We start from the raw sequence: 13,522 nt of genomic DNA on the forward strand, positions 1-13,522 counted from the left end.
CGCATCAGGAATCGAAGCGCGGCAGCGGGCATTCGGCTTACCAGCTAAAACCCTTGGCATTGCTCTTGTCGATCATCTTCACGTCGACGGGAATCGCTTTCGGCACATTGGCGCCCCACTTCTTCGCGTACGCGATGCCCAGTGCGATACGCACCTGGTCAGCAGGAAATTGCGCAGACGTCTCGACGAATTTCGAATTCGGCTTCTGAATCGCGGCAATCGCTTCGGGCGCACCGTCGACGCTCGTCAGCTTGATGTCTTTGCCCGACGACTCGATCGCCGATAATGCGCCCATCGATCCGCCATCGTTCACGCTGAACACGCCTTTCAGATTCGGATGCGCCTGGATCATGTTTTCGGTCACCGACAGCGCCGTCGCGCGTTCCTGCTTGCCGTTCTGCGTGTCCACGAGCTTTACGCCGGGCGACTTCGCAAGCGCGGCCTTGCAGCCGCGCACGCGCTCGAGAATCGGCACGACCGGAATGCCGTCGAGAATCGCCACTTCGCCGCTGCCGCCGATCGACTTCGACAGATACTCGCAGGCCATCTGCCCAGCGTCGAAGTTCTTCGAGCCGACGAACGAGTCGACCGGACCATTTGCGTTCGCGTCCACGGCGACGACCACGACGCCCGCTTTCTTCGCGGACGTCACCGCCGATTGAATGCCGGTCGAATCGGTCGGATTCACGAGCAGAATGTCGATCTTCTTCTGCAGCATGTCTTCGACGTCGCTCACCTGTTTGCTCACGTCGTGATGCGCGTCGGTCACGATCACCGTTGCGCCGGTCGACGAGGCCGCGTCGTTGAGGGCCTTCTGCATCGTCACGAAATAGGGATTATTCAGTTCCTGAAACGTCATGCCGATCTTGAGCGGCGCTGCCTGCGCGGCAGGCGCCGCGACCACGGACAGGCTGAATGCGAGGCTCGCGTACAACACGCCGCGCCGCGCGAAAGTATTCAACGATGCGTGTTTGAAGGTGGTTTGCGTCATGGTTGTCTCCGTTCTTGAAGTGAGCACGTCCGTCACGCTGCCGTCGGGCAGCGCGATACGTGTTGAAACACAGGTGAAGCAGAACGCCTTGCTGGCAAGCGAGGCGTATGAACAAGGTAGGCGTTACGTTGGCGGATACGCAGAGGCGGCAGGACGCGGCAGACCCGGCGCGAGCACGATGGCGGGCGCATCGTCGATGCCCGCGCCGCGCGCCGCGGCTTCTTCCGATGCATCGCGGCTCGCGTCGTTCAGTTGCTGATAGCGGCGGAACCTCGAAGGCGCCATGCCTTTCACCGCGAGAAACTGCCGGTTGAAATTCGACAGATTGTTAAAGCCCGCCTTGAAGCAGATGTCGGTGACGCTGAGTTCGCTATCGGTGAGCAACTGACATGCGAGATTGATGCGCATGCGGTTCACGTATTGCACGAACGGCAAGCCCGTATGCCGACGGAAATAACGCGAAAAGGCGCTCACGCTCTGACCGGCCAGTTGTGCGAGATCCGATTCCCGCAGCTCGTTCGCGAGGTTCTTGCCGATATACGAGAGCACATGATTGATACGCGTCGATGCAAAGCCCGTTGAGTCGGCCTGATACGCGGGACTCGCGAGCGTCTCGCGATCTTCTGCGCCCATCAGGATTTCGAGCATCGACATGAAGAGCACGAGACGGCGCAGCCCGCGCGCCGCCAGCAACTCGAGGAAGAGCGGCTGGATCGCGGCGCTCGTGCGGGCGCCGAACGACACGCCGCGGCGCGAGTCGGCGAGCAACGCCTCGACCTGACGCCACTCGGGGAAACTTTCGAGGCAGCTCGACACGAACTCCTGGCCGAACTGCACGACGAGATTGCGCTGCGCGATGCTCTCGCCCTCAGGCACGTCGCTCACCCAGTTGTGCGGCAGGTTCGGGCCCATCAACACGAGGTTGCCCGGCGCGAAGCTGCTGATGTGATCGCCGACGAACATCTTGCCCGTGGTCGCCACGATCAGATGAATCTCGTACTCCGGGTGAAAGTGCCAGCGTACCGTGCGATACGGATAGCCGTGCGACCACACTTTGAACGACTCGTCGCGGCGTACGGCCACGATCTCCAGATCGGGTTGCACTGTCTGCCTCCATGATGCGGCTCACAAGGATGCCGCTCGTCTTCTTCGTGTACAGCGAAAAGTAGCCTCCAAACGCGTAAGCCACCACTAAAAATGAGACTGCGGACCGATACTTTTTTGCATTCGGGTAAGTCCTGGCGGGTTCAACGTCAAGAATGATGCAATGCAAAAACGTGCGACGAAGCGCGTCGCCCGGTCATTCAACGTGTCAGGCGACCACGCGCCGCCGCGCTGCGCCACGAAAACCCTGTGCAGCCGCCTTGACTTTCATTTCGCCGGGTACGATCATTCGCTCACATACAGAGCAAATGCTCTAACTGAAGAAAAGACGCGCGCGACAAGCCGCGCGAGCCAGATACATGGAGACGCACATGAGCAGCGGGCAAGATAGCGGCGCGGCCGCACACGTAATCCTGCATATCGGCGCGGGATCGTTTCATCGCGCGCATCAGGCGTGGTATCTCCACAGGTTGAACGAAGCGAATCTGCCGGGCGAACCGCACTGGTCGCTCACCGTGGGCAATATCCGCAGCGACATGAACGCGGTGCTCGAAGCGCTCGCAGCACAAGATGGCGTCTATACGCTCGAAACCGTCACGCCTCAGGGCGAACGCGCGTACGAGACGATCCGCTCGATCGAGCGCGTCGTGCCGTGGACCGAAAGCCTCGACGCGCTGATCGAAGCCGGTGCCGACCCGGCCTGCAAGATCATCTCGTTCACGGTGACCGAAGGCGGCTACTATCTCGACGAACATGACCAGCTCGACACGGCCAACCCCGATCTCTCGACCGACCTGAAAGGCGGACATACCACTATCTACGGCGCGCTCGCGGCGATTCTCGATGCGCGCATGAAAAACGGCGCGGGTCCGGTCACGCTGCAAACCTGCGACAACCTGCGACGCAACGGCGAGCGTTTTCATGCGGGCATGAGCGCGTTTCTCGAACTACGCGGCGCGGGTGAACTGGCGCAATGGTTCGACGACAATACCGCGTGTCCAAGCTCGATGGTCGACCGCATCACGCCGCGCCCGACACCTGACGTGAGAGAACGTGTGAAGGCCGCGACGGGCGTGGACGACGCGTGCCCGGTAATGGGCGAAGCGTTCATTCAATGGGTGATCGAAGAGCGATTCATAGCGGGCCGTCCGGCATGGGAGAAAGTCGGTGCGGAACTGGTCGATTCGGTACTGCCCTACGAAGAAGCGAAGATCCGCATACTCAACGCGACGCATAGCTGCATCGCGTGGGCCGGGACGCTGGTCGGCCTGAACTACATCCACGAAGGCACGCAAGACGCAGACATTCGCAAGTTCGCGTTCGACTACGTGACCGAAGACGTGATCCCCTGCCTGTCGCCGAGTCCGCTCGACCTGGAGCGTTATCGCGATGTCGTGCTCGAACGCTTCGGCAATCCTTATATCCAGGACACCAACCAGCGCGTCGCCGCCGACGGCTTTTCCAAACTGCCTGGCTTCATCGCGCCGACGCTCGCCGAATGTTTCGAGCGCGGCGTAACGCCCGCAGCCACCGCGATGCTGCCGGCTCTGTTCTTCCGCTTCCTGGAGCGCTGGCAGGCGGGCACGCTGCCTTACACGTATCAGGACGGCGTGATGGACGAGCGCGTCGCGCGCGGCTTCTTCGCCGCGCCCGATCCTTTGCAGGCATTCGCGGCGGACCGTCTGCTATGGGGCAGCATGGCGCAAACGCCGGAGCTGGAATCTGCTTTGGCCGGTGCATTGGCGCGTGTCGACGTCTGGCTCGCCAAACGCGCGCACGCGTAAGAAACACCGTACATCCACGTTCGAATTCACGCGCGGTGCCAGGCTTAATGCGCATGGCACCGCGCGCCGTGTGCGGCTAAAGTAGCGCATCTCTAACGACGAAGGTTTTCCGCCCATGTATCTCGGCATCGACCTCGGCACGTCCGAAGTGAAAGTCCTGCTGCTCGCCTCCAACGGACGCGTGATCGGCACCGCGGGCTCTCCGTTCACGGTTTCGCGTCCGCATCAACGCTGGGCGGAGCAGAATCCCGAAGACTGGTGGGAGGGCACGCAGAGTGCGCTTGCCGCATTGCGCGCGAAACATCCGGACGAGTTCGCCCAGATTCGCGGCATTGGCCTTTCCGGGCAGATGCACGGCGCCGTGCTGCTGGATGCCGAAGACCGCGTGTTGCGACCCGCGATTCTCTGGAACGACATGCGCAGCGACAAGGAGTGCGCCGAGCTCACGGAGCGCGCGCCAGACCTGCATAGCGTCGCAGGCAATCTCGCCATGCCGGGCTTCACCGCGCCGAAACTGTTGTGGGTCGCGCGTCACGAACCCGACATCTTTGCGCGCACTGCCTGTGTGCTCCTGCCGAAAGACTACCTGCGTCTGCAGCTGACGGGCGGCAAGGTCTCGGATCCGTCGGATGCGGCCGGCACGCTGTGGCTCGACGTCGCAAAACGCGACTGGTCCGATTCGCTGCTTGCGGCCTGCAACATGACACGCAAGCAGATGCCGAGCCTCGCCGAAGGCAGTGCGCCGTCGGGCACGTTGCTGCCGGAACTTGCGCGCCAATATGGTCTGGCCGACGGCGTAATCGTCGCGGCCGGCGGCGGCGACAATGCAACCAGCGCAATCGGCATCGGCGCGACGCAGCCGGGTGACGGCTTCGTGTCGCTCGGCACGTCCGGCGTGTTGTGCGTGGTCGGCGACAGCTTCCGGCCGAATCCTGCTTCCGCTGTGCACGCGTTCTGCCACGCGATTCCAGACCGCTGGCATCAGATGAGCGTGGTCTTGTCGGCGGCAAGCTGTTTGCGTTGGGTCTGCAAGCTCACCTCGACCGACGAACCCACGCTGCTCGCTGAAATAGAAGCGCTGCCCGCAGAAGCGCTCACCACCGCACCGCTCTTCTTGCCGTACTTATCCGGTGAGCGCACGCCGCACAACGACCCGTATGCGCAAGGCGTGTTCTTCGGCATGAACCACGCAACAGACCGTGCGCTGCTCGGCTACGCGGTGCTCGAAGGCGTGACACTCGCACTCACCGACGGTCTCGACGCGCTGCGCGCAGCCGGCACGGAAGCAAAGGCGCTGTCGCTGCTCGGCGGCGGCGCACGCAGCGACTACTGGGCACAGTTGCTCGCCGACGCGCTCGACACCGCCACGCGCAAGCACGGCGGCGGCGAGACCGGTGCGGCGCTCGGCGCGGCCCGTCTCGGCTGGCTCGCGGCGGGCGGCGATCCGGCGACCGTGCTCAGCAAACCGCCGATCGAAAAGGAGTTCACGCCGAACCCGCGCCGCCACGCTGAATTGCGGACGCGGCTCGACGCTTATCGTGCGCTGTACCGTCATGTGCGGCCGCTATTCGACCCCGCGCGCGAGCGGCTCGCCTGAAACGCATGGCAACAGCGCAAACCGCAACCGGCGGCGCCTGAAGGCGCGCGCCGGCTGCCACTATCGGCGCCCTTCAAGCGAATCGTCACCGTGCCCAAGTCCACAGAAAAACTAGATCTTGCTACTCGCGCCGCGTGGCTCTACTACGTCGCGGGCAATACCCAGAACGAGATCGCTGAGAAGCTGCAGGTGTCGCGCCCGGTCGCGCAACGGCTGGTCGCGTTCGCGGTGGAAAAAAATCTGATCCGCGTACGTGTCGATCACCAGTTGGCGGACTGTTTGTCGCTCGCCGATCAACTGTCGAAACGCTACGGTCTCGCCATGTGCGAGGTGGTGCCGATCGACAGCGACACGCCCGATGAAGTCGATCGCAAGCTCGCGGTCGCGGGCGCGCAGGTCATGGAACGTTACCTCGCCGAAGAAAAGCCGATGGTGGTTGCGGTGAGCAGCGGCCGGACACTCAAAGCCGCGGTCGATCAGATCGCGCAGCTAGACCGTCCGCAGCACCGGCTGGTGTCGATGGTCGGGGCCATCGCTCAGGACGGCTCCTCGAACCGCTATGACGTTGCGCTGCACATTTCGGAGAAGACTGGAGGCAAGCATTTTCTGCTGCCCGCGCCGTTGATTGCCGATACCGAGGCCGAACGCGCGCAGTGGTGCAATCACCGGCTCTATCGGATCGTCGAATCGCTGTCGGCGCAGGCGGACGTCGCGTTCGTCGGCATCGGCAATATAGGGCCGAAATGCCCGCTGCACGAGGACGGCTTCATTACGTCGGCCGAAGTGAAGGAACTCATGCAGAACGGCGCGGTGGCCGAAATGCTCGGACTGCCCATCGACGCGGCCGGTGCCCGCGTCGAATCGCCGACGGGCCGGCGCGTGACGAGCATCGAAATCGATTCGCCCCCGCTGCGGCCAACCATTGGTTTTGCGGGCGGCAAGCGTAAGCGTGAAGCACTGATTGCAGTGCTCAAGGGCGGCTGGCTGTCGGGGCTCGTTACCGACGAACTGTGCGCGCGGGCGGCTCTCGAAGCTTAAAAGAGCGCCCGGCGTATTTGAGCGGGGCGTTAGCTCAGCGCGGACCACACGCGCAGGCCGCCGTATCGTTGAAACAAACAGCAGGAAGGCCGCACTCGCGCCTTCCCGCCACGTCAAGCCGCCAATACTTCGACGATCTTCCGCTGGAACGCCTTGCCTTCGCTATCGAACAGATGGCAATGCTCGGGCGTCGCGCCGAGCTTTTGCGTCTCACCCTTCGCATGACGTTCAAGCGGCGGAATGCGTGCAATCAGACCGTCCGGCGCGACGCTCGACTCCGCGTACAGATACGCTGCGTCGCCGAGCGATTCGACGGCCATCGTGCGGGCCGATACACCGTCGTCCGTCATACCGACATGCAAGTGCTCGGGGCGGATGCCCACGGTCACTTTGTCGCCCTGCTTGACCGCGCCAGGCTCTACCGCGACGCGCTGCGTCTCGCCGGTTTCATAGCGCACTGTCACGCCGTCGTGCGTGACCGATTGCACGACGCCTTCCATGAAGTTCATTTTTGGCGAGCCGATGAAACCCGCGACGAATCGATTGGCCGGCGCGTGATACAGCATGGTCGGACTGCCGACCTGTTCGAGATTGCCCGCAGAGAGCACGACGATCTTGTCGGCGAGGGTCATCGCTTCGACCTGATCGTGCGTCACGTAGATCATCGTGGTCTTCAGTTCGTCATGCAGGCGCGCAAATTCCAGCCGCATTTTCACGCGCAACGCGGCGTCGAGATTCGACAGCGGTTCGTCGAACAGAAACACTTTCGGCTTGCGGGTGATCGCGCGGCCGATTGCGACGCGCTGGCGCTGACCGCCCGATAGTTGCTTGGGCTTACGGTCCAACAGATGATCGATATGCAGGATCTTTGCCGCGTTGCGCACGGCCGCGTCGATCTCCGGCTTCTTCGTGCCGGCGAGCTTCAGGCCGAACGCCATGTTGTCGTACAGCGTCATGTGCGGATATAGCGCATACGACTGGAACACCATCGCAATACCGCGCTTCGCGGGCGGCACATCGTTCATGCGTGTGCCGTCGATGGTGAGGTCGCCACCGCTGATGTCTTCGAGGCCGGCGATCATCCGCATCAGCGTCGATTTACCGCAACCGCTCGGACCTACGAACACGACGAATTCGCCGTCCGCGATGTCGAGGTTGATGTCGCGCATCACTTCGGTGTCGTCGTAGGCCTTCCGGATATTGCGCAGAGTTACGCTTGCCATGATGTGTCTCCGTGTAATGCTGTGTGTTGCTTGTCTATTGCCATGTTGCGTTTGCTCGTTGCCGCCGCGCTGGTCGCACGTTCGTCGTGCGTCGCGCCGCCCGCGCTTACGGCGCCGCGGCCGTCGCGCTCAACGTCCACTGCGCGACCAGCTCCGGCAACTGATGCATGTCGTCGAATACATGCCGGGCACCGGCCGCATGCAGTTTGTCGATTTGCGCGTCGCTCGCATGACCGCCGCCGATGAATCCCAGCACAGTCATTCCTGCCGCGCTCGCCGCCGTGACGCCGGTCACGCTGTCCTCGACCACGAGGCATGCAGCAGGCGCGAGCCGCAAACCCTTCGCCGCCGCCAGATAGACATCGGGCGCGGGCTTCGGATTGGCCACACTATCGGCGCAAAACAGACGGTCGCCGAAAAATCTCACGAGCCCAGTACGCGCAAGAACGGTCTGCACGTAAGGCCGAAAGCTGTTGCTCGCGCAACCTTTGATGAGCGGGACCTGCGCCAGCGCCTGCTCGATGCCCTGCACTGCCGGCGCCTGCATCGCCGCTGCTTCCACGGACCGGCGGATCGCGTCGATGTCGTCGAGGCCGAGGCTTCTGCCGAGTTGCATCGCCGTGCCTTCCAGCACTTTTTCGATGCGCAACCCGAGTAACGGCAGCACGACCGGTTCGATATTGGCGCCCGGCCAGCGCGCTTCAAGCTCATGCACGAGCATGCGCGCAGCCACCGCCTCGCTGTCGATCAATACACCGTCGCAATCGCAGATCAGCGCGAAATTTCCTGCACTGGTGCCTGCCGTCATTTGACCGCCCCGAACGTGAGGCCGCGCACGAGTTGCTTCTGCGAGAGCCAGCCGACGATCAGGATCGGCGCCACCGCAAGCAGCGAAGCCGCGGACAGCTTGGCCCAGAACAGGCCCTCAGGACTGGAGTACGACGCGATGAAAACCGTGAGCGGCGCTGCGTTGGAACTCGACAGGTTGATGCTCCAGAATGCTTCGTTCCACGAAAGGATCACGAGCAGTAGCGCGGTGGAAGCGAGCCCCGGCAGCGCCATCGGCATCAGCAGATAGACGATTTCCTGCCAGGTCGCCGCGCCGTCGATACGGCCCGCTTCCAGAATGTCGCGTGGAATTTCGGCGAAGTACGTGAAAGACATCCACACCGCAATCGGCAGATTGATCAGCGTATAGACGATCACGAGACCTGAAACCGTATCGAGCAAGCCGCTGTTTTTCCAGAGCAGATAGATCGGCACGAGAACACCGACCGACGGCATCATCTTGGTCGAGAGCATCCACAGCAGCACTTTTTGCGTGCGACGTGTCGGGAAAAACGCCATTGCGTATGCCGCCGGCACGGCGAGAATCAGGCACAGAACCGTCACGCCGACCGAGATCAGGATCGAATTCCACGCGAACGAGAAGTAGTTGCTGCGCGCGAATACCTCGCGAAAACTGTCGAACGTCGGCGTAAAAAATAGCGACGACGAGTACGCCTGCTGTTCCGTCTTGAATGCGGTGATCGTCATCCAGAAGATCGGGAAGAACAACAGCAGCGCGACAAGCCAGGCGAGCACGCCGGGAATGCCGCGACGGATCGCGGCGAACGGCGACTTCGCCGGCACGGTCATGGGCGCCGTGGTAGACGCCGGAGTAGAGACAACCTGGCTCATTTTTCGTACTCCCCTTTGAGGTTCTTCGCGAGCATCCGCACGAGGAAGAACGACACGATATTGGCCAGCACGACAGCGAGAATGCCGCCCGCCGAGGCGAGACCGACGTCGAACTGTTGCAGGCCGAGCGAATAGATCAGGTACGACAGGTTGGTGGTCGCGGTGCCGGGACCGCCACCGGTCGTCGTATAGATTTCGGCGAAGATGGACAGCAGGAAAATCGTCTCCATCATCACCACCACGGCAATCGCACGTTTCAGGTGTGGCAGCGTGATGTAGAAGAACATGGAGAATGGACCCGCTCCGTCGATGCGCGCCGCTTCCTTCTGCTCCTGATCGAGCGACTGGATCGCCGTGAAGAGAATCAGAAACGCGAACGGCAGCCATTGCCACGCGACGATCATGATGACCGCAGTCAACGGATACTCGGCGAACCAGTCGATCGGCTGCAGGCCAATCGCGCGCATGCCGCTCGCGACGAGGCCGTAGACCGGATGCAGGATCATGTTCTTCCAGATCAGCGCGCTCACCGTAGGCATCACGAAGAACGGCGCGATGGCCAGCAACCGCGCGACGCCCTGCCCGTAGAACTTGCGGTCGAACAGGATCGCCATTAGCACGCCGCCAACCACCGTGATCACGAGCACCGACACGATCAGTTGCAACGTGTGGCCGATCGACGGGCCGAACGACGGATCGCTGGCGAGAAACTGATAGTTGTCGAAACCGGCGAAACCCTTCAGGTCGGGATTCAGCAGGTTGTAGCGCGAGAACGAGAACCAGATCGTCATCGCGAGCGGAATCGTCATCCACAGCAACAGCACCGAGACCGACGGCGACACGAGCCAGCGCGCGGAATTGGCTTTGCGGACTTCACGTTCTTTTTCTGTCTGGGGATGGGCATGCATGAGAGGTAGGCGCAGAGGACGCATGATTGACCACCTGTTCGGTAATGCGCGGGCGGCACGAACCGCATGAATCGCCATATCGCTATGAAGACGAGTCGGCGTTGCGGCGTATGCGCGGCCGTGACGGCCCGCTGTGCTGCGTGAGCCGGCCGACGGGCGTCAGCCGGCACGCGCCACGTAACTGCAGTGGCGAGCTTTCCGATCTACTCTTCGTTACTTCTGATATCCGGCCTGCTTCACCGCGCGATCCGCGGTGGCCTGGCCTGCCGCCAGCGCCTGGTCGACCGTCATCTGACCGGCAATTGCGCCGGAGATGCTTTGACCGACAACGGTGCCGAACGACTGGAATTCAGGTATCCCAACGAATTGCACACCGGTGTACGGCACGGGCTTCGCCGTCGGATGCTCCGGATCGGCCGTTTCGATCGCCTTGAGCACGAAGTCGCCGAACGGCGCGGCCTGCTTGTACTCGGGACGTGCGTACGTCGATTGGCGCGTTCCAGGCGGCACCGATGCCCAGCCTTCATCTTTCGCGACGAGCTCGATGTACTGCTTCGACGTGGCCCACGTAATGAACTTCTTCGCTGCGTCAGCCTGTTTGGAGGACTTCGGAATTGCGAGCGCCCACGCCCACAGCCAGTGCGAACCCTTCGGCGTAACCGCGATTGGCGCCGCGGCAAAACCGACCTTGTCCGCGATCTGCGACTGCTGTTTGTTGTACAGCATGCCCGCGGCCACCGTCGCGTCGATCCACATTGCGCACTTGCCCGAGGACATCAGCGTCAGGTTTTCGTTGAAGCCGTTCGAGCTCGCTCCCGGCGGCCCATTCTTCTTCAACAGATCGACATAGAACGTGATCGCCTTCTTCCATTCCGGCGAAGTGAGTTGCGCGTGCCACTTTTCGTCGAACCAGCGGCCACCGAACGTGTTCACCACGGTCGTGCCATACGCCATGTTTTCGCCCCAGCCCGCCTTGCCGCGCAAGCAGATGCCGTACATGCCGTTGGCTTTGTCGGTGAGCTTGTCGGCGAATTGCGCGATCTGGTCGTAGGTCGGCTGATCAGGCATTTTCAGGCCCTTCGCCGCAAATAGGTCTTTGCGGTAGTACGTCATCGAGCTTTCGACGTAGAACGGCAGCGCGTACAACTGGCCGCCGGCAGAGAGGCCGTCGCGGGCCGTCTTCACGACGTCGTTCAGATCGTAATCGGCGGGCAGGTTCGTGAGCGGCGTGAGCCAGCCGCGCTTGCCCCACTGCGGCGTTTCATACGCGCCGATCGTCATCACGTCGAACTGGCCGCTGCCGGTGGTGATGTCCGTCGTGGCGCGCTGACGCAGCACGTTTTCTTCGAGAATCACCCAGTTCAGCTTGATGTCCGGATTCGCCTTTTCGAATTCGGGCGACAGCTTCTTCAGCTCGATCATGTCCGGATTGTTCAGCGTCGCGATCGTCACCGTGGCCGCCGACGCACTCAGCGCGAAGCATGCAGCGGCGCCTGCGCTAACCGCCTTGAGCGCGGATTTGAGGGCTGGTTTCATGTGTGTTGTCTCCTTTCTCGTGCGTTATGTGATGCTGCGTTTGTTCTACGAAAATGACGCTGGATAACGCGGGTTCAGCCGCTCAACTCATCCAGTTTCCGCCGTCGACGTTCAGGGTTTGCGCCGTAATGTAGTCAGCATCCGCGGATGCGAGGAATAGTGCCGCGCCGGTCAGATCGTCGGGAACGCCCATGCGCCCAAGCGGCACCGCTTCGCCGACAAGGCGCTTCTTCTCGCCGAGCGGCCGGTTCTCATAGCGGGCGAAAAGCGCATCCACTTCTTTCCACATCGGCGTATCGACGACACCCGGCGCGATGCCGTTCACGTTGATCTTGTGCGGCGCGAGCGCCAATGCAGCAGATTGCGTGTAGCTGAGGACGGCCGCCTTTGTCGCGCAGTAATGCGACACGAGTGCTTCTCCGCGCCGCCCAGCTTGCGACGACATATTGATGATCTTGCCGCCGCGGCCTTGCTCGACCATCTGCCGTGCGACGGCTTGCATGAGGAAGAACATGCCCTTCACGTTGACCGCGAAGAGGCGGTCGAACACGTCCCACGATTCGTCGAGGATCGGGCGCATATCGAACAGCGCCGCATTGTTGAACAGGATATCCACGTGGCCGAAGCGCTCCAGCGTGCTCGCCACGATCCGCTCGATGTCCTCGCGGCGAGTGACGTCCGCGCTGACCGTGAGCACGCGCTCGCCGTATGCGGCGCGCAGCGCGTCGCCGAAACTGTCAGCCGGCTTCACGTCCACCAGCACGCATTGCGCACCTTCGTCCAGATAACGCCGCGCCACGGCTTCGCCGATTCCGCTTGCCGCGCCTGTCAGGATGGCCACCTTGTCTTGCAATCGTGCCGACACGCTTTGTCTCCGATTCGTTTCGCTTTTTGGAGGCGCGGTGAGCGAACGCTCATTGCGCGATCAATTGCTCTGTTTGTGATCGAATGATCGGATACGCACCCGGTCATGTCAAGGCGCTCTCTCAGATTTCGATGGTGCAGCGCGGAACGAGCGCGCCCGACGGTTGCAGCGCTCTCGGGTCCGACCGGTGACAAAAAAACAAGATACGTTATATCATTGCGACCTCGCGTCACGAGCCGCCCTTACATCCGCCTGACGTCACCGACAAGGAGATCCGCGCTGATGACTACATCGACTGCAGAACATCATGCTGTGCGGCTTGCGCATGCCGAAGCGCATGCCGCGTTGCACGGCTTGGCCCTGACGCCGCTGCGGCGTCAGGTGTATGCGGCGATTGTCGCGAGCGAACGGCCTGTCGGCGCCTACGAGTTGCTCGCCGCGCTCGAACCCGAACGCGGCCGCGTACCGCCCACCACGGTCTATCGCGCGCTCGATTTTCTGCTCGCGCATGGCTTCGTGCATCGCATCGAGTCGAAGAACGCGTTTGTCGCCTGCTGCGAGGTCGGCGTGCCGCACTGCAGCCAGTTTTTGATGTGCGACCGCTGCGGGGCGACCGTCGAGATTCCGGGCGACGCCCTCGCCGGGCAGTTGTCGCATAGTGCGCCGGCACACGGCTTCGAGGTACATCGTGCGGTCGTCGAATTGAGCGGCCTTTGCGCACGGTGCGCACGCGCGACGCGCGCCACTGCGTCCACATGAACCATCGCTTCACGTTTGCCATTCATTCAACCCTCAC

12 protein-coding genes are annotated in these 13,522 nt (G+C 62.3%); 4 read left to right on the top strand and 8 right to left on the bottom strand.

What is annotated here, in order from left to right:
• Positions 1 to 37: 37 nt before the first annotated feature.
• Both OH764_RS13895 and OH764_RS13900 read right to left on the bottom strand, forming a co-directional pair.
• Positions 38 to 991 (bottom strand): ABC transporter substrate-binding protein, encoded by a 954-nt coding sequence (locus OH764_RS13895; RefSeq protein WP_498847190.1) that lies wholly within the window; start codon positions 989 to 991, stop codon positions 38 to 40.
• Between the two features lie 123 nt (positions 992 to 1,114).
• Positions 1,115 to 2,095 carry an AraC family transcriptional regulator gene (locus tag OH764_RS13900; RefSeq protein ID WP_020069191.1) on the bottom strand — a complete coding sequence of 327 codons (981 nt, stop codon included), beginning with the start codon at positions 2,093 to 2,095 and terminating at the stop codon, positions 1,115 to 1,117.
• A gap of 371 nt (positions 2,096 to 2,466) precedes the next feature.
• Between OH764_RS13900 and dalD the strand changes: the two genes are divergently transcribed.
• The 3 genes from dalD to OH764_RS13915 all read left to right on the top strand — a co-directional run bounded on the left by dalD (position 2,467) and on the right by OH764_RS13915 (position 6,514).
• The gene (gene dalD / locus OH764_RS13905) at positions 2,467 to 3,879 is read left to right on the top strand and encodes a mannitol dehydrogenase family protein (RefSeq protein ID WP_498847191.1); all 1,413 of its coding nucleotides are present in this window, start codon (positions 2,467 to 2,469) and stop codon (positions 3,877 to 3,879) included.
• Positions 3,880 to 3,994: 115 nt separating this feature from the next.
• Positions 3,995 to 5,476: a xylulokinase gene (gene xylB, locus OH764_RS13910; protein ID WP_498847192.1), complete on the top strand. Its 1,482-nt coding sequence runs from the start codon at positions 3,995 to 3,997 to the stop codon at positions 5,474 to 5,476.
• A 90-nt stretch (positions 5,477 to 5,566) separates the two neighbouring features.
• Entirely contained in the window at positions 5,567 to 6,514 is a 948-nt protein-coding gene (locus OH764_RS13915) for a sugar-binding transcriptional regulator (RefSeq protein ID WP_020069194.1), read from the top strand.
• A 113-nt stretch (positions 6,515 to 6,627) separates the two neighbouring features.
• On the opposite strand, the gene OH764_RS13920 is transcribed toward OH764_RS13915, so the two are convergent.
• The 6 genes from OH764_RS13920 to OH764_RS13945 all read right to left on the bottom strand — a co-directional run bounded on the left by OH764_RS13920 (position 6,628) and on the right by OH764_RS13945 (position 12,726).
• Entirely contained in the window at positions 6,628 to 7,737 is a 1,110-nt protein-coding gene (locus OH764_RS13920; RefSeq protein WP_288825263.1) for an ABC transporter ATP-binding protein, read from the bottom strand.
• A 106-nt stretch (positions 7,738 to 7,843) separates the two neighbouring features.
• Positions 7,844 to 8,545, bottom strand: coding sequence for an HAD family hydrolase (locus tag OH764_RS13925; protein ID WP_498847193.1), 702 nt, complete (start codon positions 8,543 to 8,545; stop codon positions 7,844 to 7,846).
• Positions 8,542 to 9,417, bottom strand: a complete 876-nt coding sequence (locus tag OH764_RS13930) for a carbohydrate ABC transporter permease (protein WP_498847194.1) — start codon at positions 9,415 to 9,417, stop codon at positions 8,542 to 8,544. Before OH764_RS13930 ends, OH764_RS13925 begins: the two co-directional genes overlap by 4 nt.
• Complete coding sequence (locus OH764_RS13935; RefSeq protein WP_498847195.1) at positions 9,414 to 10,349, bottom strand: carbohydrate ABC transporter permease; 936 nt, start codon at positions 10,347 to 10,349, stop codon at positions 9,414 to 9,416. Before OH764_RS13935 ends, OH764_RS13930 begins: the two co-directional genes overlap by 4 nt.
• Before the next feature lie 189 nt (positions 10,350 to 10,538).
• Entirely contained in the window at positions 10,539 to 11,861 is a 1,323-nt protein-coding gene (locus OH764_RS13940; RefSeq protein ID WP_020069199.1) for an ABC transporter substrate-binding protein, read from the bottom strand.
• Between the two features lie 82 nt (positions 11,862 to 11,943).
• Positions 11,944 to 12,726 (bottom strand): L-iditol 2-dehydrogenase, encoded by a 783-nt coding sequence (locus tag OH764_RS13945; RefSeq protein WP_481368120.1) that lies wholly within the window; start codon positions 12,724 to 12,726, stop codon positions 11,944 to 11,946.
• 282 nt (positions 12,727 to 13,008) lie between these two features.
• Between OH764_RS13945 and OH764_RS13950 the strand changes: the two genes are divergently transcribed.
• Positions 13,009 to 13,485, top strand: coding sequence for a Fur family transcriptional regulator (locus tag OH764_RS13950; protein WP_498847196.1), 477 nt, complete (start codon positions 13,009 to 13,011; stop codon positions 13,483 to 13,485).
• Positions 13,486 to 13,522 lie beyond the last annotated feature (37 nt).

The organism is Burkholderia sp. M6-3 (assembly GCF_050858985.1).
In the GTDB taxonomy this organism is placed as follows: Bacteria; Pseudomonadota; Gammaproteobacteria; order Burkholderiales; family Burkholderiaceae; genus Paraburkholderia; species Paraburkholderia caledonica.

Bases quoted from the DNA above. Each gene is read 5' to 3' on its own strand.
- OH764_RS13895 (WP_498847190.1), bottom strand. From the start codon at position 991: ATGACGCAAACCACCTTCAAACACGCATCGTTGAATACTTTCGCGCGG.
- dalD (WP_498847191.1), top strand. From the start codon at position 2,467: ATGAGCAGCGGGCAAGATAGCGGCGCGGCCGCACACGTAATCCTGCAT.
- xylB (WP_498847192.1), top strand. From the start codon at position 3,995: ATGTATCTCGGCATCGACCTCGGCACGTCCGAAGTGAAAGTCCTGCTG.
- OH764_RS13920 (WP_288825263.1), bottom strand. From the start codon at position 7,737: ATGGCAAGCGTAACTCTGCGCAATATCCGGAAGGCCTACGACGACACC.
- OH764_RS13925 (WP_498847193.1), bottom strand. From the start codon at position 8,545: ATGACGGCAGGCACCAGTGCAGGAAATTTCGCGCTGATCTGCGATTGC.
- OH764_RS13930 (WP_498847194.1), bottom strand. From the start codon at position 9,417: ATGAGCCAGGTTGTCTCTACTCCGGCGTCTACCACGGCGCCCATGACC.
- OH764_RS13935 (WP_498847195.1), bottom strand. From the start codon at position 10,349: ATGCGTCCTCTGCGCCTACCTCTCATGCATGCCCATCCCCAGACAGAA.
- OH764_RS13940 (WP_020069199.1), bottom strand. From the start codon at position 11,861: ATGAAACCAGCCCTCAAATCCGCGCTCAAGGCGGTTAGCGCAGGCGCC.
- OH764_RS13950 (WP_498847196.1), top strand. From the start codon at position 13,009: ATGACTACATCGACTGCAGAACATCATGCTGTGCGGCTTGCGCATGCC.